Origin of the sequence: Falsiroseomonas ponticola, assembly GCF_016805305.1 — a bacterium.
Taxonomy (GTDB): domain Bacteria; phylum Pseudomonadota; class Alphaproteobacteria; order Acetobacterales; family Acetobacteraceae; genus Falsiroseomonas; species Falsiroseomonas ponticola.
Genome location: NZ_JAERQN010000004.1, coordinates 1 through 22,593, shown reverse-complemented (window position 1 = coordinate 22,593; position 22,593 = coordinate 1). Strand labels below are relative to the sequence as shown.

At 72.0% G+C, this 22,593-nt stretch carries 21 protein-coding genes and 1 tRNA gene; 12 read left to right on the top strand and 10 right to left on the bottom strand.

The features are described from left to right. Window positions 1–39 precede the first annotated feature (39 nt). From JJI54_RS13365 to JJI54_RS13355, 3 genes are all read left to right on the top strand, one after another. Window positions 40–627 carry a LysE family translocator gene (locus JJI54_RS13365; protein WP_226381748.1) on the top strand — a complete coding sequence of 196 codons (588 nt, stop codon included), beginning with the start codon at window positions 40–42 and terminating at the stop codon, window positions 625–627. Window positions 628–697: 70 nt separating this feature from the next. Further along, window positions 698–1,141: a Rap1a/Tai family immunity protein gene (locus JJI54_RS13360; protein ID WP_203073511.1), complete on the top strand. Its 444-nt coding sequence runs from the start codon at window positions 698–700 to the stop codon at window positions 1,139–1,141. Window positions 1,142–1,154: 13 nt separating this feature from the next. Then, complete coding sequence (locus JJI54_RS13355; RefSeq protein WP_203073510.1) at window positions 1,155–1,448, top strand: glycine zipper domain-containing protein; 294 nt, start codon at window positions 1,155–1,157, stop codon at window positions 1,446–1,448. 14 nt (window positions 1,449–1,462) lie between these two features. Here JJI54_RS13355 and JJI54_RS13350 read toward each other — a convergent pair whose 3' ends face one another. Further along, window positions 1,463–2,047 (bottom strand): thiamine pyrophosphate-dependent enzyme, encoded by a 585-nt coding sequence (locus tag JJI54_RS13350; protein WP_203073509.1) that lies wholly within the window; start codon window positions 2,045–2,047, stop codon window positions 1,463–1,465. Then, window positions 2,044–2,571: a thiamine pyrophosphate-binding protein gene (locus JJI54_RS13345; RefSeq protein ID WP_203073508.1), complete on the bottom strand. Its 528-nt coding sequence runs from the start codon at window positions 2,569–2,571 to the stop codon at window positions 2,044–2,046. Before JJI54_RS13345 ends, JJI54_RS13350 begins: the two co-directional genes overlap by 4 nt. Before the next feature lie 95 nt (window positions 2,572–2,666). On the opposite strand from JJI54_RS13345, the gene JJI54_RS13340 reads away from it, so the two are divergent. Together JJI54_RS13340 and JJI54_RS13335 are read left to right on the top strand one after the other, a co-directional pair. Further along, complete coding sequence (locus tag JJI54_RS13340) at window positions 2,667–3,611, top strand: LysR family transcriptional regulator (RefSeq protein ID WP_203073507.1); 945 nt, start codon at window positions 2,667–2,669, stop codon at window positions 3,609–3,611. 76 nt (window positions 3,612–3,687) lie between these two features. Next, window positions 3,688–4,857 (top strand): acyl-CoA dehydrogenase family protein, encoded by a 1,170-nt coding sequence (locus JJI54_RS13335; protein WP_404817622.1) that lies wholly within the window; start codon window positions 3,688–3,690, stop codon window positions 4,855–4,857. Here JJI54_RS13335 and JJI54_RS13330 read toward each other — a convergent pair. The 4 genes from JJI54_RS13330 to JJI54_RS13315 all read right to left on the bottom strand — a co-directional run bounded on the left by JJI54_RS13330 (window position 4,851) and on the right by JJI54_RS13315 (window position 8,953). Next, window positions 4,851–5,240, bottom strand: coding sequence for a hypothetical protein (locus JJI54_RS13330; protein WP_203073506.1), 390 nt, complete (start codon window positions 5,238–5,240; stop codon window positions 4,851–4,853). The two genes, JJI54_RS13335 and JJI54_RS13330, sit on opposite strands and share 7 nt — an antisense overlap. A gap of 536 nt (window positions 5,241–5,776) precedes the next feature. Beyond that, window positions 5,777–6,652 (bottom strand): N-formylglutamate amidohydrolase, encoded by an 876-nt coding sequence (locus JJI54_RS13325; protein ID WP_203073505.1) that lies wholly within the window; start codon window positions 6,650–6,652, stop codon window positions 5,777–5,779. A gap of 76 nt (window positions 6,653–6,728) precedes the next feature. Continuing rightward, complete coding sequence (locus tag JJI54_RS13320; RefSeq protein WP_203073504.1) at window positions 6,729–8,108, bottom strand: hypothetical protein; 1,380 nt, start codon at window positions 8,106–8,108, stop codon at window positions 6,729–6,731. Beyond that, window positions 8,105–8,953, bottom strand: coding sequence for a GGDEF domain-containing protein (locus JJI54_RS13315; RefSeq protein WP_203073503.1), 849 nt, complete (start codon window positions 8,951–8,953; stop codon window positions 8,105–8,107). Before JJI54_RS13315 ends, JJI54_RS13320 begins: the two co-directional genes overlap by 4 nt. An 85-nt stretch (window positions 8,954–9,038) precedes the next feature. Here JJI54_RS13315 and JJI54_RS13310 point away from each other — a divergent pair. The 4 genes from JJI54_RS13310 (at window position 9,039) to JJI54_RS13295 (ending at window position 12,027) form a co-directional block, all read left to right on the top strand. Then, a tRNA-Val gene (locus JJI54_RS13310) sits at window positions 9,039–9,113 on the top strand. An 88-nt stretch (window positions 9,114–9,201) separates the two neighbouring features. Further along, window positions 9,202–10,203, top strand: coding sequence for a TRAP transporter substrate-binding protein DctP (gene dctP, locus JJI54_RS13305; protein WP_203073502.1), 1,002 nt, complete (start codon window positions 9,202–9,204; stop codon window positions 10,201–10,203). Between the two features lie 2 nt (window positions 10,204–10,205). Beyond that, window positions 10,206–10,742, top strand: coding sequence for a TRAP transporter small permease (locus JJI54_RS13300; RefSeq protein WP_226381777.1), 537 nt, complete (start codon window positions 10,206–10,208; stop codon window positions 10,740–10,742). Between the two features lie 4 nt (window positions 10,743–10,746). Beyond that, window positions 10,747–12,027, top strand: coding sequence for a TRAP transporter large permease (locus JJI54_RS13295; RefSeq protein WP_203073500.1), 1,281 nt, complete (start codon window positions 10,747–10,749; stop codon window positions 12,025–12,027). A gap of 3 nt (window positions 12,028–12,030) precedes the next feature. Here the strand turns inward: JJI54_RS13295 and JJI54_RS13290 are convergent, their stop codons facing one another. The 4 genes from JJI54_RS13290 to JJI54_RS13275 all read right to left on the bottom strand — a co-directional run bounded on the left by JJI54_RS13290 (window position 12,031) and on the right by JJI54_RS13275 (window position 18,998). Next, window positions 12,031–16,218 carry a calcium-binding protein gene (locus tag JJI54_RS13290; protein ID WP_203073499.1) on the bottom strand — a complete coding sequence of 1,396 codons (4,188 nt, stop codon included), beginning with the start codon at window positions 16,216–16,218 and terminating at the stop codon, window positions 12,031–12,033. 83 nt (window positions 16,219–16,301) lie between these two features. Continuing rightward, window positions 16,302–17,063: a hypothetical protein gene (locus tag JJI54_RS13285; protein ID WP_203073498.1), complete on the bottom strand. Its 762-nt coding sequence runs from the start codon at window positions 17,061–17,063 to the stop codon at window positions 16,302–16,304. 208 nt (window positions 17,064–17,271) lie between these two features. After that, the gene (gene gltX / locus JJI54_RS13280; RefSeq protein WP_203073497.1) at window positions 17,272–18,669 is read right to left on the bottom strand and encodes a glutamate--tRNA ligase; all 1,398 of its coding nucleotides are present in this window, start codon (window positions 18,667–18,669) and stop codon (window positions 17,272–17,274) included. 89 nt (window positions 18,670–18,758) lie between these two features. Beyond that, window positions 18,759–18,998, bottom strand: a complete 240-nt coding sequence (locus tag JJI54_RS13275; RefSeq protein ID WP_203073496.1) for a DUF1127 domain-containing protein — start codon at window positions 18,996–18,998, stop codon at window positions 18,759–18,761. Window positions 18,999–19,141: 143 nt separating this feature from the next. Between JJI54_RS13275 and JJI54_RS13270 the strand changes: the two genes are divergently transcribed. From JJI54_RS13270 to JJI54_RS13260, 3 genes are all read left to right on the top strand, one after another. Then, window positions 19,142–20,050 (top strand): LysR family transcriptional regulator, encoded by a 909-nt coding sequence (locus tag JJI54_RS13270; RefSeq protein WP_203073495.1) that lies wholly within the window; start codon window positions 19,142–19,144, stop codon window positions 20,048–20,050. Window positions 20,051–20,125: 75 nt separating this feature from the next. Beyond that, window positions 20,126–21,103 carry a tripartite tricarboxylate transporter substrate-binding protein gene (locus JJI54_RS13265; protein ID WP_226381747.1) on the top strand — a complete coding sequence of 326 codons (978 nt, stop codon included), beginning with the start codon at window positions 20,126–20,128 and terminating at the stop codon, window positions 21,101–21,103. 97 nt (window positions 21,104–21,200) lie between these two features. Next, on the top strand, window positions 21,201–22,172 hold the full coding sequence (locus JJI54_RS13260) for a Bug family tripartite tricarboxylate transporter substrate binding protein (RefSeq protein WP_203073494.1): 972 nt from the start codon (window positions 21,201–21,203) through the stop codon (window positions 22,170–22,172). Window positions 22,173–22,593 lie beyond the last annotated feature (421 nt).

Sequence of the window (22,593 nt, the reverse complement as noted above, 5' to 3'; positions counted from 1 at the left end):
TATTATTGACCCGATCCGCCTGTCTGGCAGGCTGGGCGCATGATGGATTGGCTTCCCCTGCTGGGCTTCGCGATCGCCACCTCCGTGACGCCGGGGCCGAATGTGCTGATGGTCGCGGCGGGCGCGGCGGGGCATGGGGTGCGCGGCGTGCTGCCGCACATGCTGGGCATCACCGTCGGCTTCGGGGCCATGCTGCTGCTGGTGGGACTTGGCCTGGCCGGACCGCTGGCGGCCAGCGCCTGGCTGCATGAGGGCATGCGCTGGGCGGGCGCCGCCTGGCTGCTGTGGCTGGCCTGGAAGATCGCGAGTGCCCCGCCGCCTGGCGAGGGCCCGCGCCGCCCGCCCATGGGCTTCCGGGGCGCGGCGCTGTTCCAATGGGTGAACCCCAAGGCCTGGATGATCGCCGCCGCGGTGATGCCGGCCTTCACCCGCCCGGGGGAGCCGCTGCTGCCGCAGGTCGTCGCCATCGCGCTGGTCTTCGTCGCGGTCTCCATGCCCTGCCTGCTGGTCTGGGCGGGGATCGGCGCGGGGGCGGGGCGGCTGCTGGGCAGCCCGGGCCGGCTGCGCGCCTTCAACATCCTGATGGCGCTGCTGCTGGTGGCGAGCCTGGTGCCGATGCTGCGGTAGCGGGCGCAACCGTTCCCCATCGGCGGCGTTCCTTGCGCGGCCGGACGCTTCGGCCGAAGGGGAGCACGCCATGCGGCAATCGACGATACCGGCAGCACTCGCGCTATGCCTGGCGGCGGGGGCGGCCTTCGCGCAGCCCGCGGCCACGCGGCAGCAGGAAGACCTGATCGACAACGTCCAGACGGTGGCGGACCTCGCCGCGGTCTGCCAGCCGAGCTGGGGCGGCGTGCCGCGGCTGGAGGCGATCGCCTATTGCCAGGGCTTCCTGACGGCGGCGGGGCAGTACCACACGCTGCTGCATCCCTCGGGCGGCCCGATGCGGCCGCTGTTCTGCACGCCGAACCCGGCGCCGAGCATCGCGGAATCCGGCATCGCCTTCAGCAACTGGGCGCGGGCCAACCCGCAATATGCCCGGGAGCCGGCGCTGGACGGGATGCTGCGCTGGGCACAGGCGACCTACCCCTGCCCGCAACCGACTACGCCGCCGGCCCGCGCGCCGCGCGCTGCGCGCTGAGGAGGACGCCACCATGCGCATGATGAAATTCGGCATCCTGCTCGCGGCCGGGCTCGGCCTTTCCGCCTGCGGGGACCTCAACCCGACGCAGCAGCGCACCGCCACGGGCGCGCTGGGCGGTGGCGCCATCGGCGGCATCCTCGGCAGCTTCAGCGGCAATGCGGGGCTGGGCGCGCTGCTCGGCGCCGGTGTCGGCGGCGCGGGCGGCTACCTCTATGACCAGTCGCAGCAGTCGCAGCGGCAATACTACCAGCAGCAATACCGCCAGCCGCGCGGCCGCGGGCCCTACCGCGACCGGGGCTGGTGAGGTGACGTGGCCCGTCAGGCGTGGGGGAAGCCCAGCGCCTGGCGGAAGCGGTTCTTGACCTGCACGCCATCGCGCGGCGGCAGGGCGCGGGGCAGGTTTTCCGCGGTGATGCCGACCACGGCGAGGTTGAGCCCGGCCTTGGCGTGGATGCGGCGGCGGAGCGGCTCCATGCCCTGCCGTTCCGTGACGCGATCCGCCACGGGGAAGCCGCAGGCTGCCGCCACGCGGGCGAGGTCGATGCCCTGGCCCGTATGGCTGGCCTGCATCCCCGTCTCCCCGAAATGGCCGTTGTCCAGCACGATGATGGAGAGGTTGGGCGGGCGCCGCAGCGCGATGGTGGCCAGCGCGCCGAAGCCCATCAGCGCCTCCCCATCCCCGGTGATGACGGCGACGGGGCGCGAGGGCTGCGCGGTGGCGAGACCGAGGCCCACCGTCATCGCGCTGCCCATGGCGGCCCAGAGGTAGTAGTTGAGCGGGTGGTCGCCGGCCGCCATGACGTCATAGCTCGGCGAGCCCAGGCCGCTGACGACCAGCAGGTCGCCGCGGTCCCGCAGCAGGTCGGCGACCACCGCGCGGCGGTCGAGGGTTCCGGCGCTCACTGGACCCAGGCCTTCTCGCCGATCAGGCGCTGGCCGAGCAGGACGGCGCAGGCGCCATCGCCCTCGAAGGCCATGGTGGCGGCGCCCTTCAGCAGGGGCGCGACGTCGGCCGCGTGGTCGGCGCGCCAGGTCATGACGCCCATGAGCTTCAGTGCCGCTTCCGTCGCCTGGCCCATCGGGTTCTGGTGCTGGTTGAACTCCGCCCAGTCGCCCCGCATCGTCACCACCGTGAGGAAGGGGAAGCGCGCCATCGCGACCAGCCCCAGCGTGTTGATGCAGTTGCCGACGCCGGAGGATTGCATCAGCAGCGCGCCACGCTCGCCGCCGAGCCAGGCGCCGGCGAGGTAGCCGATGCCCTCCTCCTCCGTCGTCAGCACCACGGCGTTGATGGCGGGGTCGGCCTCGGCGAGGCGGATGGCCGTGGCGTGGCCGGCATCCGGCACATAGGCGATGTGCTTCACCCCGGCGGCCTTCAGCACATCGAAGACCTGGCGCCGCCAATCGGGGGTTTCGGGTGGGGTCATGGGTTCCTCCTGCTTCCGGGAGGGATGATGGCGCGGCGGCTGGCATAGCGGGACTATAAGGTTGTGCATTGAGCTATGCCGTGATGGGATGGGTCATGGACCTCCGGCAGCTCAATACCTTCGTGCAGGTGGCGGAACTCAGCAGCCTGAGCCGGGCGGCCGACCGGCTGCGCATCGCCCAGCCCGCGCTCAGCCGGCAGATCCGGCTGCTGGAGGAGGAGCTGCGCGTGGCGCTCTTCACCCGGCACGGCCGCGGGATGGTGCTGACCCCGGCCGGGGAGCGGCTGCGCGCGCGGGCGGCGGGCATCCTGCGCGACGTGGAGGAGACGCGGGCGGGGCTGATGGAGGAGGCGGGGGCGGTGCGCGGCCGCGTCATCTTCGGCATGCCGCCGACGGTCGGCGCGGTGGTGGCCAACCGCCTGGTGGAGCGGTTCCTGACCGCGCATCCCGAGGTGAAGCTGCGCGTCGTGCAGGCCTTCAGCGGCTACCTGCTGGAATGGCTGCAGGGGGGCGAGGTGGATATCGCCGTGGTCTATGCCGGGGCGCGGGCGGCGGGGGTCCGCGCCTCGCCGCTGCTGGTGGAGACGCTGTGCTTCGTCACGGCCTCCGGCCAGGTGCCATCCCCGCACCACGCCATCGGCTTCGCCGCCGTGGCTGCGCATCGCCTGATCCTGCCCGGGCCGCAGCACGGGCTGCGGCTGCTGGTGGAGGCGGAGGCGGAGCGGCGGGGCCTGGCGCTGGAGGTGGCGGTGGAGGCGGATGAGCTGACCATGCTGAAGGGGCTGGTGCTGCGGGGCCTCGGCGCCACCATCCTGCCGCGGGCCGCGGTGCATGAGGAGGTGGAGGCCGGGCGGCTGCACGCCGCGCCAATCATCGACCCGCATCTCTCCCGCAAGCTGGTGGTGGCGGAACCGCTCGGCCGGCAGCCCAGCAATGCCGTGCGCCGCTTCGCGGAGATGCTGCGGGAGGAGGTGCGGGCGATGGTGGAGGCCGGCGTCTGGGACGGGCAGCTGCTGGGCGGCGATACCCTACGGGCATAGGTGATCGGCCGCGATTGTAGTATCCGCGCGGTCCCCGCCGCGCCAGATTGCGCCGGAATCGCCGGAGGACGCCGCCATGGACATGCAACACCCCGCCACCGACCCGCATGCCGAGATCCGGGCCGAGGTCCGCAAGCTCTGCGCGCGATTCCCCGGCGAATACTGGCGGGAGCTGGATGCGCGGCGCGGCTATCCGACGGAGTTCGTGACGGCGCTGACCGAGAGCGGCTACCTGGCGGCGCTGATCCCCGAGGAATATGGCGGCGCGGGCCTCAAGCTGTCGGGCGCCGCGGCGATCCTCGAGGAAATCCACGCGAGCGGCAGCAACGGCGCGGCCTGCCATGCGCAGATGTACATCATGGGCACCATCCTGAAGCATGGCAGCCCGGCCCAGAAGGCGCAGTACCTGCCTGGCATCGCGGATGGGTCGCTGCGGCTGCAGGCCTTCGGGGTGACGGAGCCGACGAGCGGCACGGACACCACGGCGCTGCGCACCACGGCGCGGCGCGAGGGCGACAAGTGGATCGTCAACGGCCAGAAGATCTGGACCAGCCGGGCGGAGCATTCCGACCTGATGCTGCTGCTGGCCCGCACCACGCCGAAGGACCAGGTGGCGAAGAAGACGGACGGGCTTTCCACCTTCATCGTGGACATGCGCAAGGCGCTGGGCAACGGCCTCACCATCCGCCCCATCCGCACCATGATGAACCACAATTCCTGCGAGGTCTTCTTCGACAACATGGAAGTCCCCGCCGAGAACCTGGTCGGCGTGGAGGGGAAAGGCTTCCGGCAGATCCTGGACGGCATGAATGCGGAGCGGCTGCTCATCGCGTCCGAGTGCATCGGCGATGCGCGCTGGTTCACGCAGCGCAGCGTGGCCTATGCGAAGGAGCGCGTGCTGTTCGGCCGGCCGATCGGCCAGAACCAGGGCGTGCAGTTCCCGATCGCCAAGGCCTATGCGCAGATGCGCGCGGCGGAGGCCATCGTGAAGCAGGGCCTGGAGAAGTTCGAGAACGGCCTGAACTGCGGGGAGGAGGCGAATATGGGCAAGATGCTCGCCGCCGATGCCGCCTGGGCCGCGGCCGAGGCCTGCGTGCAGACGCATGGCGGCTTCGGCTTCGCCGAGGAATACGACATCGAGCGCAAGTTCCGCGAGACGCGGCTGTACCAGGTGGCGCCGATCAGCACGAACCTGGTGCTGAGCTACATCGGCGAGCATGTGCTGGGGATGCCGCGGAGCTATTGAGCCTCCATCGCGCGCTGGTGGCGGATGAGGTCGGGGCCGCAGGAGAGCTTGCGGGCCAGCGGCGTCTCCGGCGCGATCAGGCGCCAGAAGGGGGCCGGGTCCTCCGCCATGCGCTCCAGCGCGCGCTCCGCGACGATGCGGAGGAAGATGGCGGTGGAGGTGGGGCAGGTGGCGTCGGCGCCATGCTCCCGCGCCAGGTCGCCGCGCAGCGCGGCGATATCCTGCGTCTGCCCGGGGGGGATGGCGCGGATGCGCGCCTCCAGCAGGGCGGGGGTGGCGATGAACAGGCGCTGGCCGGCGCGGAGGCCGGCGAAGGGCTTGTCCAGCACCGCCACATGGGCGGGCCTGGCGCCCTGATACTTCTGATCCCAGCTTTTCGGCATGCGGCGGTCCCGGCGTGGTGTCCGGCCGCGGAGATGGGGAGCGCGGGGCGCGCCGGGCAAGGCGGGCGGGCTTGATCGATCCTGCTGAGTCGCGTGCCGGCGCCATCGCCGGAAGGGCGCCTGCGGGGCGATTCGGCGGGGGCAAGGCGGCGGGCGGCGGCCGGGGCGGCGGGAGGGCGTCTTGGGCGCTGCACCGCTGGTGGGCAAAGCTTGCTACCGATGCCAGCTTTCGGATGATTGCTTGAGCGTTCGTTAAGCGTTGGGCGCAGATCATTAACGTTTTCATGCAGCCAACGCATATCAGTCCTGCGGGCCCAAAAAGACCTTGCGGGAAGGGGAGGCGGTCCCTATTTTGTGCATCGCAGCAACACGGCACCGCCGGGTTGTCTGTCTTTCTTGGACGTTTCCTCCCTAAACTCGGCGGTCCCTCACGGGACCGCCTTTTTTTTGCCCTCATCCCCGGCGGCGCGGATCAAGGGCTTAGGGAGTTACACTGAGAAACTGGTGGCGCCCCGGCCGATGGCCGGGACCGGACCTCAGCGCAGAAAGGTCCAGTCGGTCTGCGCCAGGATGCCGATCAGCCGCTTCAGGTCCCGCGTCAGCGGGCCCATGCCGGGCGCCCGCTCCACCCGGACCTCGTCCATGTAGAGGCGGCGCGCGATCTCGATCTGCAGGGCATGCACGGCTTCCCGCGGACGGCCGTAGTGGCGGGTGACGTAGCCGCCCGCATAGGGGTCGTTCCGGCGCACCCGGTAGCCCATGCCCGCCAGCGTCTCCTCCACCAGGCGGGTCGCGCGCGGGGCGCAGGCGGTGCCATGCGCGTCGCCCAGCACGAAATCAGCGGGGTTGCCGCCATGGGCGGGGTGAGCGGGCATGGAATGGCAGTCGATCAGCAGGCAGACGCCGAACGCCGCGCGCGTGTCGGCGATCAGCTCGCCGAGCGCCGCGTGGTAGGGCTGCCAGCAGCGGCGGACGCGGTCCTCGGCCTCCGCGAAGGGCAGCTTGTGGCGATAGACGGGCTCGCCGCTCGCCACCACCCGGGCGATGGTGCCGAGCCCGGCGCCGACGCGGGGGCTGGCGCTGTTCACCCAGGCGGGCAGGGGCCCGTCGAACATGCTGGGGTCCAGTTCCCAGGGCTCCCGGTTCGCATCGCAATAGACGCGCGGGAAGGTGGCGGTGAGCAGGGGGGCGCCGAAGCCGGGGGCGGCGGCGAACAGCTCATCGACGAAGCTGTCCTCGCTCCGCCGCAGGGCCGTCGCGTCCAGCCGCGCGCCGGCCAGGAAGGCCGCGCTGTAGTTGGTGCCGCTATGCGGGGAGGCGAAGACGAGCGGCACGGTCTGGCGGTCCGGCCGCGCCACCCGGAAGGGCGGCGTGTCCGCGGCGGGCGCCTCGGTGTTCAGGGGGAGGTCCATGGAGGGGCCGATCAAGCCACAGCGCGGGCGGTGCTGTCACCCCGCTTGCTGCGTCGGGGCGGGGAGGGGGGATCGTTCATGGCAGGGCGGCGAGCTTCGCGCGCTTGTCGGCGATGCCCTGGATGAGGTTCGGGAAGGCTTCCCGCAGATTGCCGATGCGCAGCCCGTGGGAGAGCGCGTCGAGGTAGTTGGCGGCGACGAACAGCGCGTTCTGGTCGATGCCCCAGAGGCCGGTGGCCTGGCGGTCGAACTCCCGCTCGATGGTCCGGCAGAGAAGCTGGAGGAAGGTGCCCGCCCCTGGCGCGGGGCCGGCCAGCAGGGCGCCGGCGCGCACCCCGGCCCAGGGGAAGCGGAACAGCGGCAGCCGGCCGCGCAGCAGCGCCAGGTCCTGCCCCGCCGTGGCGTGGTCCAGCTTCCGCAGATCGTCGCAGGGGACCATGTCGATATCGGCCAGCAGCACGCGGCCCAGGCCTTCCGCCTGCAGCCAGCGCTGCGCGAAGAAGCGGGAGACGCTGTAGTAGGCGCGCAGGTCGGCCACCGCCGGCCGGTATTCCGCGGTGGCGGAGAGGGCGACGCCGCCGGCCTCGCCTTCCCGCGCCAGGAGGTCCAGCAATTCGAGGCAGCCGGGCGTGGGGTCCACCAGGTGCAGGTGCAGCCGCCTGCCGCCATGCCGGGCCAGCGCGGCCAGGACCTCCGGCGCGAAGGCGGTGGCGTAGCGGCTGTCGGCGCCGCAGAGGTAGAGCAGCCCCTCGCCCGGCCGCGGCGGGCGGAGGATCGCCGCATCCGCCGCCATGGGGAACCAGTCGCGGAAGGCCGCCGGGCGCCGCCAGGCCAGCTCCTCCTCCGCCGCCAGGATGGGCGCGCAGAGGCTGCGCAGCGCGGCGTAGTAGGAGGGCAGCAGGTCGTCCGGCGGCCGGGCCTGGCGGGCGGCGAGGAAATGCCGGTAGGCCGCTTCCTCGTTCCGCAGCAGCGTGTGCCGGACGCCGAGATGGACATGCCGGAAGAAGGAGGCGGGGGAGAGCGCCCGCGCCCGGGCCGACCAGGCCGCGCCGAAATCGAGCAGCCGGCGGCTGGGCACCAGCCGCCCGGTGACGACGTGCCAGGCGGTGGGGTCGGTGTGGCCGAGGTTGAGGGCGAGGTCCATCAGCCGCTCCGCGAGGAAGGGGCAGCGGGTCGCCATTTCCTCGAAGGCCGCGTCGGCGGCGGCGATGACGGTGGCGGGGGCGGGCAGGCCGGGTTCGTCCTGCTGGTAGCGCAGCTGCAGCCGGGTGAAGGCGCGGTGCAGGATGACGCGGCAGGCATGGCCCGGCGGGCCCGGCTGTTCCAGCGCCGGGATGCAGCCGGCCAGGTGCCGGCGATGGATGGTGCCATGCACCACCAGCGAGCCCACCTTGCGGACATGCCGTTCGGTCGCGGCCGCATCGGCCGGGGCGGCGGGCGGTGGCGCGGCGGTCATGGCGCCGCCAGGCGCGGGGGCGCCATCTCCACCCGGTCCCGACCCTTCTCCTTCGCCGCGTAGAGGGCGGCGTCGGAGGCGGCCAGCGCCGCGGCGAGGCTTTCGGCGGCCTCCCCGGGGCCGAGGGCGGCGACGCCGATGGAGACCGTCGTCAGCGCCCTGCCGCCCTCGGGATGGGGCACTTCCGCGCGGACCGCGAGGCGCAGGCGCTCCGCCAGCCCCGCGGCTTCCTCGGGCGTGGTGGCGGGCAGCAGCGCGGCGAATTCCTCCCCCCCCAGGCGGCCCAGCACGTCGCCGGCGCGAAGCTGGCCGGCCATGGCGCGGGCGGCGCCGGCCAGCACCACGTCGCCGGCGGCATGGCCCCAGCCATCATTGATGCGCTTGAAGCGGTCGAGGTCGAAGGCCAGCAGCGCGACGGGCTGGCCCTGCCGGCGGCAGGTGGCGATGGCGGCATGGGCCTTGGCCTCGAACCCACGGCGATTGGCCAGGCCCGTCAGCGGGTCCGTCACGGACAGCGCGGCGAGCCGCGCGAGCGCCGCATCGCGTTCCGCCATCACCTGCATGACGCGCAGCGCCAGCAGCGGCACGGCCAGGTCGAAGCCGATCCAGAGCCAGGCGTTGAAGCCGATGGGATCGGTCGGCGCCTGCGCCACGTTCCACCAGGCGTCCTGCACCGCCTCCGCCACGCCCACGCCGAGCACCAGCGCCATGAGGCCCAGCACCGGCTCCCGCCGCCCGGCGCGCGACGCGGCGGCGAGGCGCCAGAGCGCCAGCACCGCGGCCAGGGCGCAGAGCCCGCCCATCAGCAGCCGCGCCAGGAGGAACAGGAGATTGTCGGTGGTCATGCAGTCCGGGCGCCTGAGGAGTGCCGTCTTGGGGGGCTTGTCTCCCCCCGGGATGGGCGCTAATCAGCGGGCCTTCCCGGCGGTGGGGCGCTTAGCTCAGCGGGAGAGCACTACCTTGACACGGTAGGGGTCACAGGTTCAATCCCTGTAGCGCCCACCACCCACCCCTCTCCCCCCTTCGCATGACGTTGACCGGCGGCGATTGCTGCCGCAAACCTCGCCCGCCAGATCGGGGAGAGAACAACGCCATGCGCCGCCGCCATTTGCTCGCCGCCTCCGCCGCCGTCCTTGCCACGCCGGGCCTGGCCCGCGCGCAGGCCGCGGTGACGATGCGCCTGTCCCACCAGTTCCCGCCCGCGCACCACAATGCGCGCGTCATCGCCTCCTTCGCCGAGGATGTGGCCGCGCGGTCCAACGGCCAGGTGCAGGTGCAGGTCTTCCCGGCGGAGCAGCTGGCCCGCGCGGGGGAGAACTTCCCGGGTGTCGCGCGCGGGTCCTTCGAGGCCGCGGCCGCGGTGAATTTTCAGTGGGGCACGACCCTGCCGGAGATGAACGCGATGACCGTGCCCTACTTCTTCACGGATTTCCCGCGCATCCAGCGCTTCATCGGCAGCGACGCGGCCCGGTTCCTGGAAGCGGCGCTGGAGCGCCGCGCGGTGAAGAACCTCATGTGGCTCTACACCACGCGCCAGAGCATCTTCACCAGCGGCCGGCGGCCGATCGTCAACCTCGAGGATTTCCGGGGCCTCAAGATCCGCGGGCTGAACGCGCTGACGGACCATGCGCTGACGGCCGTCGGCGCGGCGCCGTCCTCCATGCCCGGGCCGGAGGTGCCGCAGGCGCTGCAATCCGGCGTGCTGGATGCGGGGCTGACGGACCTGTCCGCCGCCGTGTCGCGCCGCTTCTACGAGATCCAGCGCTTCGGCACCGTCACGCCGTACTTCGCCGTCATCAGCCATGTCTATGTGAACCCGCGCTGGTACAACGGGCTGCGCGCGGAGCATCGCGCGGCGATCGATGCCGCGGCGCGCAAGGCGGAGCAGGACCAGCTGCGCGTGACGGAGGAGACGGCGGCCGCGGCCGTGACGGAACTCCGCGCCAAGGGCATGACCATCCATGAGCAGACGCCGCAGGAGCTGGCGACCTGGCGGGCGGCGATGCAGCAGCCCGTGATCGATGCCTTCCTGCGCATCGCGCCGGAAGGCGGCGCGCGCATCCTGGAACTCCTGCGCGGCATTCCCGCGGCGTGAGGATGGTGCAGCGCCTGGCGGCGGGGCTCAGCCGGATCGCGGTGGCCATCGGGTCCCTGGCCACCGTGACCTGCCTGTTCCTGGTCGGCTACTCCGTCGTCATGCGCTACGCCTTCAACGCGCCGCAGCCCTGGGTGGACAAGGTGGCGGGCTGGCTGGTGCTCAGCCTGGTCATGCTGGCGGCGCCGGAAGCGCAGCGGAAGTTCGAGCATATCGGCGTCGATGTCGCGGTCTCGAAGCTCGGCCCCGGGCTGGCGCGGGCGGCGCAGCTGACCGGCACGCTGAGCGTCGCGATCGTGGCCGCCGTGCTGGTCTATGCGGGCTGGGAAGCCATCGAGTTCAGCCTGATGGTCGGCATGATGACGGATATCGAGGGCGTGCCGGAATGGTGGATCCAGCTGCTGCTGCCGATCGGCGCGGGGCTGCTGCTGCTGGTGGCGCTGGTGCAGACGCTGGTGCTGGCACTCGGCGGCCGGCCGGAGCACCTGCCCACGGGCGACGAGGAATTGCCGCGCGACACGCTGGCGCGCGGGGAGTGACGGCGTGACCTTCCTGATCCTGCTGGCCGCGCTGATCGGCCTTCTCTACCTCGGCATGCCGATGTTCGCGGCGCTGTTCCTGCTGCCGCTGTCGGTGCTGCTGTGGCTGGAAGGCGGCGTGCCGGCGCTGGGGGAGATGGTCATCGGCAAGCTCGATGGCTACCTGCTGGTGGCCATCCCGCTCTTCATGCTGATGGCGCACATCATGGTGCGCGGGCGGGTGGTGGATGACCTCTATAACGCCGCCTTCGCCCTGCTGCGCAAGGTGCGCGGCGGCGTCGGCATCGCGACCGTCGCGGCCTGCACGATCTTCGCCGCCATCAGCGGTTCCTCGGTGGCCACCGCGCTGACCATCGGCAAGATCGCCATCCCGCAGATGCTGAAATACGGCATATCCCGCCAGGGTGCCTTCGGCGTGGTGGCGGGCGGCGGGACGCTCGGCATCCTCATCCCGCCCTCGGCGCCGATGGTGCTCTACGCCTATGTCACGGAAACCTCGGTCGCGGCGCTGTTCCTGGCGGGCGTGGTGCCGGGGCTGATGATGGCGGCGATGTTCGCGGCCTATTGCTTCATCACCGAGGGCAAGGCCGTGGTGCCGGCGGAGGAGCCGGTGCCGGAGGCCGCGCATCACGCGCTGGCGCGCGCGGGATGGTCGCTGAGCCTGCCGGTCTTCGTGCTCGGCGGCATCTACATGGGCGTCTTCACCGCGACGGAGGCGGCGGGGACGGGCACGATCTACGCGCTGGTCATCGCGGGGCTGATCTACCGGACGCTGACCTGGCGCGACGTGGTGCAGGGGGTGGAGGAGGCGACGCGCACCTCCGCCATGCTGCTGATGATCATCGCGGGCGCCGCCATCTACGGCTTCATGCTGACCAAGCTGCAGGTGCCGCAGGAGCTGACGAAGCTGGTCGCCGATCTCGGCCTGGGGCGCACGGGCTTCCTGGTGGCCATGATGGTGCTGCTGTTCGTCCTGGGGCTGGTGCTGGAGAGCTTCTCCATCATCCTGCTGACCATGCCGGCGATCCTGCCGCTGCTGGGCGCGCTCGACATCGACAAGGTCTGGTACGGCATCCTGCTGACGCTGAGCCTGGAGATGGCGCTGATCTCTCCCCCCGTGGCGCTAAACCTGGTGGTGATCAAGGCCATCACCGGCGCGCCGCTGTCGGAGGTGAACCGCAGCATCTACCCCTACATGCTGATGCTGGCCTTCGGCACCGCGCTGCTGATCGCCTTCCCGGAGATCGCGCTGTGGCTGCCGCGGCAGGCGGGCTACGGCAGCTGAGCGCTACCGCAGCTCGATATTGTCCGCGTCCAGCAGGTCCAGCGTGATGCCGCGCAGGATGACGCTGTCCGTGCCGAGGGTCAGCACGACATCCGCGCCGGACTGCGCCATGGCGGCCTTGGCCGCGGCGATGTCCGCGAAGCCGTAGCCGGCCAGCACCAGGCGATCCTCCCCGGCATCGAAATCGGTGATGATGTCGGGATCCTCGCTGCGGAAGCGGTCGAATCCGGCGCCGGGCTCGTCCTCCAGCACGAAGTGGTCGGCGCCCGAACCGCCCGCCAGCGTATCCGCGCCCAGCCCGCCTTCCAGCGTATCCGCCGCATCGCCGCCGGAGAGGCTGTCCGCGCCGATGCCGCCCCGCAGCAGGTCGCGCCCGCCGCCGCCGAGCAGCGTATCGTCCCCCTTGCCGGCATCGATCGAATCATCGCCGCCGAGGCCCGACAGGATATTCGCGCGGGCATTGCCGAGGATGAGGTTCGACAGGTCGTTGCCCGTGCCGGCGCGGGCGGTGCCGGGCAGCAGGCTGAGGTTCTCGACCTCCGCCGCCAGGGCGTGGTCCAGATAGGCGATCACCCAATCCGCGCTGCCGCCGCCCGCGGCTTCGATCACGCGGTCGCCGGCATCGGTGACTTCGTAGCGGTCATCGCCCGCGCCGCCCGCCATGGTATCGGCGCCGGCCTGGCCCAGCAGCGTGTCCGCGCCGATGCCGCCGGTCAGCTGGTCGTCGCCCGCGCCGCCGAACAGCCGGGCGGCGCTGTCGCCGGCCTGGATCGTGTCGTTGCCGGTGCCGCCATCGACATGGGCGGCGCTGCCGGTCAGGCGGATGGCGTCGTCGCCCGCGCCGCCCTGCACCACGGCGACGGTGCCGCCGGCGACGATGCTGTCATTGCCCTCGCCCCCGTCCAGCACGGCGGCGCCGGCTTCGGTGGTGAGGGTGTCGTTGCCCGCGCCGCCGAAGAGCCGGTCGCCCGCATCGCCGCCGACCAGGCTGTCATCGCCATTGCCGCCGAACAGGGTGGCGGCGCCGTCGCCGAGGTTGCGCAGCAGGTCCCGGCCACCCTGGCCGCTGAGGTACTGCGCGCCCATCGCGGTCAGCGTGTCGTCGCCCGCGCCGCCCAGCAGCGTATCGGCGCCGAGGCCGCCGGTGATGACGTCATTCCCGCCTTCGCCCATGAGCAGGGAGGCGCCGGTGCCGCCGGTGATGGCATCCGCGCCGAGCCCGCCGGAGAGGGTGGCGCCGCCGGCGCCGAGGTCCCGCAGCGAATCGCGGCCGGATTCGCCCAGCAGGAGGTTGGCGCCGCCGGCGGAAAGCGTGTCGTGCCCCGTGCCGCCGGCCAGGCGCGAGGCGCCGCTGCCGCCGATGAGGCTGTCGTCGCCGGCATCGCCGGAGAGGCGGGAGGAGCCGGTGCCGCCCGTCAGGGTGTCCGCCCCCTCGCCGCCGGACAGGGTGGCGCCGGTCGTGCCGGCGTCCCGCAGCGAATCCCGGCCGGCGTCGCCATGGGCGAGGTTGGGGCCAGGGGCGACCAGCGTGTCGTTGCCCTCGCCACCCTCGAGCGTGCTGGCGCCCGGCGTGCCCAGGATGCTGTCGTTGCCGGCGCCGCCGGAGAGCAGGGAGGTCGCGTCCACCAGCACCGCGACCGCGACGGGCGACGATCCCGGGGGCATGGTGACGTTCCAGATGAACAGGCCGTCGGCGCCGCTGGGCAGCGTGACGTTGGAGTAGGCGGCGTAGCCCAGCAGCGTGTCGTCGCCATCCCCGCCCAGCAGAGTCGCGCCGCCTTCCAGGCTGTCATTGCCCGTGCCGCCATCCAGGATGGAGGCGAGGCCCGCCGTCAGCGTGTCATGCCCCGCGCCGCCTTCCAGGCTGGCGGCGCCCGCGATGCTGGTGGCGAGCTGGTCGTCGCCATCCCCGCCCGACAGCGTCGCGCCGCCCGTCAGGATATCGTTGCCGCCGCCGCCATCGAGGCGCGAGCCGTCCAGGCCGAGCAGCGTGTCGTTGCCCTCGTCGCCATCCAGCAGCAGGCCGCCCGAGAGGTAGTCGTTGCCGGTGCCGCCATCGAGGCTGCCATCGGCGCCGCCGAGCAGCGTGTCGTCATCGGCACCGCCGGAAAGGCTGACGGCGCCGGGCAGGGTGGCGGCCAGCACGTCATTGCCCGCGCCTCCCTCCAGCAGGTCCCCGGCCGCGCCGAGCAGCGTGTCGTGGCCGCCCTCGCCCTGCAGGGTATCGGCCTCCGCGCCGCCTTCCAGCAGGTCACGGCCCTCGCCGCCGCGCAGGCTGTCCGCGCCATCGCCGCCGAAGACGCTGTCCTCCCCACCACCGGCCGCGATGCGGTCCGCGCCGCCGAAGCCCCAGATGCTGTCCGCGGCTTCGCTGCCGGTGACGGTATCGGCGGAATCGCCGGCGTAGAGGCCCTCGAACCCGCCGGCCAGGCTGTCCGTGCCGCCGAAGCCGTCCGCCGCGGTGCCGGTCGCGAGGTTGATGGACGTGCCGGCGGTGGCATCGCGGTAGGAGAGGATGTCGGCGCTGCCGTCGCCGCCGCCGAGCGTATCGTTGCCCGCGCCGCCCGCGACGGTATCGTTGCCCCTGCCGCCATCCAGCAGGTCATGCCCGGTGCCGCCCTGCAGCACATCCTGCCCCGCATCGCCGCGGAGCGTGGAGGCGCCGGTGCCGCCATCGATGTAGTCGTCACCCTCGCCGCCGGAGAGGGAGGCGCCATCGGCGCCGGCGAACAGGCTGTCCTGGCCGCCCGCGCCGAACAGCGTGTCGATGCCCGCGCCGCCCTGGAATTCATTGTCCGCCCCGTCGCCGAGCAGGCGGTCGGCATAGGCGGTGCCCGTCACCTTCTCGATATTCGCGAGGCCGCCGGTGGCGAAGGCGCCTTCCCCGAAGGTGAAGCCGGCCAGGTTGACGGTGAAGACGCTGCCGGCGGGGGCGCCCGCGACGGCGGAGAAATCGATGCGGTCGATGCCGGCGCCGCCATCGATCTGGTCCTCGCCGGCACCATTGGCGATGTAGTCGTCGCCCGCGCCGCCATCGATCAGCTCATAGCCCGTGCCGCCGAGGAGGGTGTCGTTGCCCTCCGCCCCGCGCAGCGTATCGGCATCGACGCCGCCGAGCAGGACGTCGTCGCCCTCTCCGCCCCAGAGGCTGTCGGCGCTTTCGCCGCCATCGAGGTTGTCGTTGCCCGCGCCGCCATCGAGGGTATCGACGTCGAGCCCGCCGCGCAGCGTGTCCCGCCCCGCGCCGCCATCCAGGCTGTCGGCGCTGGCGCCGCCCGAGAGCATGTCCTGGTCTTCGCCGCCGAGCAGCGTATCGGGCGCGTCGCCACCGGAGAGCGTGTCATCCCCGCCATCGCCGCGGAGCACGTCCTGGCTTTCGCCGCCATCGAGCAGGTCGGCCCCGGCGCCGCCTTCCAGCGTATCGCCATCCAGCCCGCCGATCAGGGTATCCGCACCCTCTCCGCCCGAGAGGCTGTCCGTGCCCTGTTCGCCCTGCAGGCGGTCCTCGCCCTCTCCGCCATCCAGCGCATCGGCGTCGTCGCCGCCATTCAGCGTGTCGGCGCCCGCGCCGCCGAGCAGGCTGTCGGTGCCGGCCTCGCCATTCAGCTCATCGGCATCGGCCTGGCCTTCCAGCGTATCGGCATCCGATCCGCCATTCAGCGTGTCCGTGCCCGCGCCGCCGAACAGGCGGTCCGTGCCGTCATCGCCATTGACCTGGTCGTTGCCGGCGCCGCCATCCAGCGAATCGGCGGCGATGCCGCCCGAGAGCGTGTCCTGCCCATCGGCGCCGTTCAGGCTGTCCGCGCCCGCTTCGCCGAACAGGCGGTCATCGCCGGTGCTGCCATCCAGCGTATCGTCGGATTCCCCGCCGAAGAGGGTGTCCGCCTCCTCGCCCCCGATGATCGAATCGGCGCCCTCGCCGCCGAAGAGGCTGTCGGCGCCCGGGCCGCCATAGACGGCATCGTTGTCGGCGAGGGCGAAGATGGTGTCCGCACCCTCGCCGCCGACCAGGACGTCGTTGCCCTCGTCGCCATGCAGGCGGTCGTCGCCGGCGCCGCCATCCAGCGTATCGTGGCCGCGCAGGCCGAAGAGGGTATCGGCCCCGCCGCCCGGCGCGCCGCCGGTGACATCGATGGACTGGAAGCTGGGGGTGGCGACGTCGTCGCCGTCACCGCCGACGATCACGGGCATGCGGGCATCCTGGCCGCGGCGCGGCGGGTTGGCGGCCCATTATCGGGCGTATCGGCCCGGCTGCGCAACGCTGGCCGTGCCGGTCAGGCGGTGCGGGGCTGCGCGCCCTGCGGCGCGGCCCAGGCAGGGGCGGGCAGGGTGGGCAGGGCGGCCGGCGGGATGGGGGTGGGGGCTTCGCCCGTGGCCGCCAGGATATGGGCATCGAGCGCGGCGCGCAGATCCTCGCCCGGCCAGCTGCCCTGGCCGACGCGGTTGGCGATCGGCGCGCTGCCGGGGGCGAGCCCGTCGGGCTGGGTGGCGAGCATGGCGAAGCGCAGCAGGGTCAGGGCCGGGACGCGCACCCCGCGCTCCGCCTGGACCGGGGCGACGATGGCGTTGCCGTCCGGCTCCAGCGTCACGGTGACGGGGCCGAAGATGCCGGTGGCGGTCACGGCTTCCGCCAAGCGGCGGGCTTCCATGCGGGCCGCTTCCTCGAAGGGGGAGCGCAGCAGGGGGGGCAGGTCGCCCGGGGGCATGTCGTTATCCGCCACGGGGCGGCCGAGCAGCGCGGGGTCCCGCGGCCGGCGGGTGGCGAGGGTGCGGGCGGCGCCGACCGGCAGGGGGCGGGAGGCGACGGATTGGAGCATGTCCTCCCGCGCCATGCGGCCGGGGGCGGCGGCGGCGATGGTGGCGCGTTCGGTGGGGAAGAGGACGGCGTGGCCCCAGAAGCAGGTCACGAGCCCCATGCCGCCGAGGGCGAGCTCCACCGGGAGGGGGAGGTGGGCGAGGGCCATGATGAGCGCCGTCCAGAGGGCGACGCCGGTGAGGCCGAGGATCCAGAAAGCCAGCTTGGGCAGACCACGCATGACATCCTCCTGACCGGAAGCGACCCAAATCGCCTTCCTTAAGTTATTTTTTAGATGTGCCAGGGGCGCGCGGTCAAGCACAAACGCCAGATTATGCCTAATCTGGCGGATATTCTTATTATTTAGATAATTTCAGGGGGTGAGGCAATCCGGGACGCCGCCGCCCCTGCCTCAACGGCAGGGGCGCGGGGCGGGGGCGGCGCGGCGGTCAGCCGTTCGCGGCGGCCGCGATGCGGGTGAGGGATTCGGTGCGGCCGAGCGCCACCAGCACGGAATCGATTGGCGGCGACTGGGTGCTGCCGGTCAGCGCCACGCGGAGCGGCTGGGCCACCTGGCCGAGCTTCACCTGCTTCACCTCCGCATAGTCCCGCAGCCAGCGCTCCAGGTCCTGCTTCTCCCACGGCGCGTCGGCGAGGAAGGCGGCGAGGTCCGCGAGGCGGGCGCGGGCTTCCGGCGTCAGCAGGGCGGCGGCCTTGGCATCGGGCTCCGGCGCGCCGTTGCCGACCGCGAAGATCGTGGCATTGGCCAGGTCCTCGATGGTGCGGGCGCGTTCCTTCAGGTCCGGCATCAGGGCGCGGATCCGGGCGGCGGCGGTGGTGCCGAAATCGATGCCGCGGCGGGTCAGCCGCGCCGTGACCTCCGCCAGCAGCCGGTCGTCATCCGCGGCGCGGAGATAGACGGCGTTGACGTGGGAGAGCTTGGCATAGTCCATCCGCGAGGCCGCGCGGCCGACATCCTTGAGGTCGAAGAGCTGGATGGCGCGGTCGCGGGGGACGATCTCCTCATCCCCATGGCCCCAGCCGAGGCGGAGCAGGTAGTTGCAGACGGCTTCCGGCAGCAGCCCCTGCTCCCGGAACTCCAGCGCGCCGACGGCGCCGTGGCGCTTGGACAGCTTGGCGCCATCCGCCCCGTGGATGAGGGGGATGTGGGCGAAGGCGGGCCGGCGCCAGCCCATGGCGTCATAGACCATGCACTGGCGGAAGGTGTTGGTCAGGTGGTCGTCGCCGCGGATGACATGGGTGATGCCCATGTCGTGGTCATCCACCACCACGGCGTGCAGGTAGGTGGGCGTGCCGTCGGATCGCAGGATGATCATGTCATCCAGCTCCGCATGGTTCACCCGGACATCGCCCTGCACCAGGTCCGGCACCAGCGTCTCGCCCCCCTTGGGCGCCTTGATGCGGATGGCGGGGGCGATGGAGGGGGCCTTGGAGGGGGCGAGGCCGATCCAGCGGCCGCCATCATATTTGAAGGGGCGCTTCTGGGCCTCGGCCTCCGCGCGCGCGGCGGCGAGTTCCTCCGGCGTGTCGTAGGCGAGGTAGGCCTGGCCCTTGGCGAGCAGCTCGCGCGCGACCTCCGCGTGGCGGGCTTCCCGGGCGGATTGCATCACCGGCGGCTCATCCGGGGAGAGGCCGAGCCAGGCGAGGCTTTCCAGGATCTGGTCCACCGCTTCCTTCGTGCTGCGCTGCTTGTCGGTATCCTCGATGCGCAGCAGGTACTGGCCGCCGTGGCGCCGCGCGAAGAGGAAGTTGAACAGCGCCGTGCGGGCACCGCCGATATGGAGGTAGCCGGTGGGGGAGGGGGCGAAGCGGGTGCGGACCGACATGGGTTCCAGTTCCGGAGACGGCAGTGAAGGCCGCTCCGGTAGCGCAGAACCGCGCCCGCCGGAACTGCCGGCGGGCGCGGGGCTGGCCGCTACATGGGGCGCGGGCCGAAATCCCAGGGGGCGCGGTTCGCTTCCTGGCTGGCCTCCATCCGCGTGATGCCGATGTCTCGCAGCATGCGGTCATCCATCTCCGCCAGGTAGCGGCGCGTGGTGATGGCGCGGAGGGCCTGGCTGAGCCAATCCAGCCAGGTGTGCGCCCCGGCGACCTTGCGGGAGGCGGCGCGGCCGGCCTGCCGCAGGGCGCCTGGAGAGATCACGAAGCCGGACATGGTCTGCATTCCTTCTGCTGCCGCCCCGCCCCGGCAGGGCGGAGGCTGGCGTGTCTGGTGACACCGGAAGGATCGGATGGCGGGAAGGATCAGTAAAACGAGTTCTGTTGACGTTGCGCATCAGAGTTGTTGATGATGGGCCCATGGCAGCCCCACCCCCCGGCCTCGACCCCGATCTGCTCCGCAGCTTCGTCTTCATCGCGGAGGGCGGATCCTTCACCCGCGCGGCGGAGCGGGTGGGACGGACGCAGAGCGCGATCTCAATGCAGATCCGGCGGCTGGAGGAGATGCTCGGCCACCCGCTGCTGATGCGCACGCCGAAGGGGGTGCAGCCGACGCCGCAGGGCGCCTGGCTGCTGGACCGGGCGCGGGAGATGCTGGCGCTGAACGACGAGATCATCGGCAATTTCCGCGCGCCGCCGATGGTGGGGACGGTCCGGCTCGGCACGCCGGACGATTATGCGCTGAACTGGCTGCCCCAGATCCTGGCCCGCTTCGCGGAGGCGCATCCGGCCGTCGAACTCGACGTCACCTGCCTGAATTCGGACGTGCTGGCCGAGCGGTTCCGGGAGGGGCGGCTCGACATGACGCTGCTGACGGAGGGGCATGAGGCGCCGGGCAGCGCGGCGCAGCGCATCTGGCGGGGGCCGCTGCGCTGGGTCGGCAGCCCGCGTCACGCGCTGCACCGGCGCGATCCGCTGCCGCTGGCCATGGCGCTGCCGGCCTCCGGCTGCCCCTGGCGGAACGCGGCGCTGGGGGCGCTGCGCAAGGCGGGGCGGGCGGCGCGCGTCACCTACAACTCCGCCACCCAGACGGGGTGCTTCACCGTGGCGCTGGCGGGGCTCGCCCTGACCGTCAGCACGCCGACGACGCTGCCCGAGGGGCTTTCCTGGATGGGGGAGGCGGAGGGGCTGCCGGTACTGCCGGAGATGGGCATCCTGCTGCTGCGTCACGAAGCCGCGATCGGCGTGCCGGCGGCGGACGCCCTGGCGCGGCACATCGCGGAGGGCTTCGGCCGGGCGGCGGGGGGCGGCGTTCCCATCGCGGCGTGAAGGATCGGTTCGGAGCTTGATCGACCGCCCGCGCCGTGCGGCAATGCGGGGAAGGGATCAGGGAGAGCCACCAAGATGATGAATCGCCGCCACCTGCTGGCCGCCGCGTCGATCGGCGCCGGGCTGGCCGCGCCGCGGATCGCGGGCGCGCAGGGTGCATGGCCGGAGCGGCCGATCCGGATCATCATCCCCTTCCCGCCAGGCGGGTCCAACGACACGGTGGCGCGGATCCTGCAGCCGAAGATGCAGGAGATCCTGGGCAGGCCGATCGTGGTGGAGAACCGGGCCGGGGCCTCGGGTTCGGTCGGGAACGGGGAGGCGTCGCGCGCGGCGCCGGATGGCTACACCTGGTGCCTGGCCAACGACACGCTGGCCACCAACGACACGCTGATGTCGCTGCCCTACCGGGCGGGGGAGAGCTTCACCTATTGCACCGTGGTCGGCACCTGCCCCTACGCGCTGGTGACGCATCCGCAGCAGCCTTTCCAGAACTTCGCCCAGATGACGGCCGCGGCGAAGCGGGCGCCGAAATCGCTGAACTACGCCACCACGGGGGTGGGCAGCGGCGCGCATATCGCGACCGTGCTGCTGCAGCAGCGCGGCGGGTTCGAGCTGGAGCATGTGCCCTACCGCGGCGGCGGGCCGGCGCTGCAGGACAGCCTGGCCGGGCATGTGCCGCTGTTCATGTCCAACATCGTCATCATCCTGCCGCATATCCGGCAGGGGGCGCTGCGGCCGCTCGGCATCACGCAGAAGACGCGCAGCCGCTTCCTGCCCGATGTCGTGCCCTTCGCCGACCAGGGTTTTCCCGACTTCGAGGCGCTAACCTACTGGGTGCTGGTGGGGCCGGCGAGGATTCCGGCGCCGATCACGCTGCGCATGCAGCAGGCGGTGGCGCAGGCGCTGCAGGATACGACGGTGCAGGCCCGCATGGCGGACCAGGGGGCCGAGATCGTCGCCAGCACGCCGCAGCAGACGGAGGCCTTCGTCCGGTCCGAGATCGAGAAATGGGGCAAGGTCATCCGCGACAACGACATCCGCGCGGATAGCTGAAGGGGCCTTCAGGGCCGCGTCGCTTGTGCGGCGGCGCGGCGGATGGCATGGGACCGCAAAGGGCAGTAGCCCGCCATTGCCGGGAGGAGTCGAGCGCATGTTCCAGCGCCGCAGTCTGATCGCCTTGTCCGCCGCGGGCATCGCCGCGCCCGCCACCCTGCGTGCCCAGGGCACCTGGCCCGACCGGCCGATCCGCCTGATCGTCCCCTGGGCGCCGGGCGGTTCCACCGACACGATCGCGCGCCTGTTCCAGCCGCGGCTGGCGGCGGTGCTGGGCCAGCCCGTGGTGATCGAGAACCGGGGAGGGGCCTCCGGCGCCATCGGTGCCGCGGAAGCGGCGCGGGCGCCGGCGGATGGGTCCACCTGGATGTTCCAGTACGACAATGAGGGGCCGAACCAGACCCTCATGCGGCTGACCTACCGGACGCTGGAGGCCTTCGCGCCGGTGAGCCTGGTGGCGACGGGGCCGCTGGCGATGGTGTGCCATGCCTCCACGCCCTTCCGGAACTTCCGGGACGTGGTGGAGGCGGCGAAGCGGGAGCCGGACCGGTACAATTACGCGACCTCCGGCGCCGGCGGCCTGGCGCATATCGCGACCACGCTGCTGCAGCAGCAGAACGGCTTCAAGCTGACCCATGTGCCCTATCGCGGCGGCGGGCCGGCCGTGACGGCGGCGGTGGCGAACGAGGTGCCGCTGTTCATGACCAATGTGGTCATCGTGTCCCAGCACATCCGGGCGGGGACGCTGCGGCCGCTCGGCGTCACGACGCGGACCGAGAGCCGGCACGTGCCGGGCGCGCCGAGCTTCGCGCAGCAGGGCTTCGGCGATTTCGAGGCGCCGACCTGGTGGGCCATGTTCGGGCGGGCGGGCACGCCGCAGCCGATCCTGGAGCGGATGCATGCCGCGCTGACGCAGGTGCTGCGGGAGCCGGAGGTGAAGGCGCGGATCGAGGAGCAGGGCTGCGACATCCAGGCGAGCGACCCCGAGACCTGCCGGCGCTTCGTGGCCAACGAGATCGAGCGCTGGGGCCAGGTGATCCGCGACAACAACATCCGCGCGGATAGCTGAGCGGGCGGGTCACCGCGCGATTTCTGTGGATAAGTTGAGACGATGTGCAGGGGCGGTCCTTCCGGGGCCGCCCCTTCTGCATGGCGGGGCCAGGAGTTCCCTAGGTTTTGCGGGTCTTTGGCGGCGCTGGCGGTGGTGTTTGACAGTTGTGGGTGGCGGACTTAGAAAGCGCTCACCGACGACGAGGTGGTCTTGAAGGTGAGCGGGAGATCCGCTAGCTTCTCTGGCCCGCCCTGGAGGCGGTGATCGAGACAGCCGAGGCCGGTTGCCCTGAGAGGGGGGCGGTTGGTGGTTGCCTCACTTGTTCATTCAAGCTGTGCATCTGTTGAGGGAAGAGAAGTTAGGTTGCCTTTTGGCTTCCTGCTGCTTTTGCTGTGTGGCTTTTGGGTCATGTGGCGGGGGTGGACACGGGGGGAAGGGT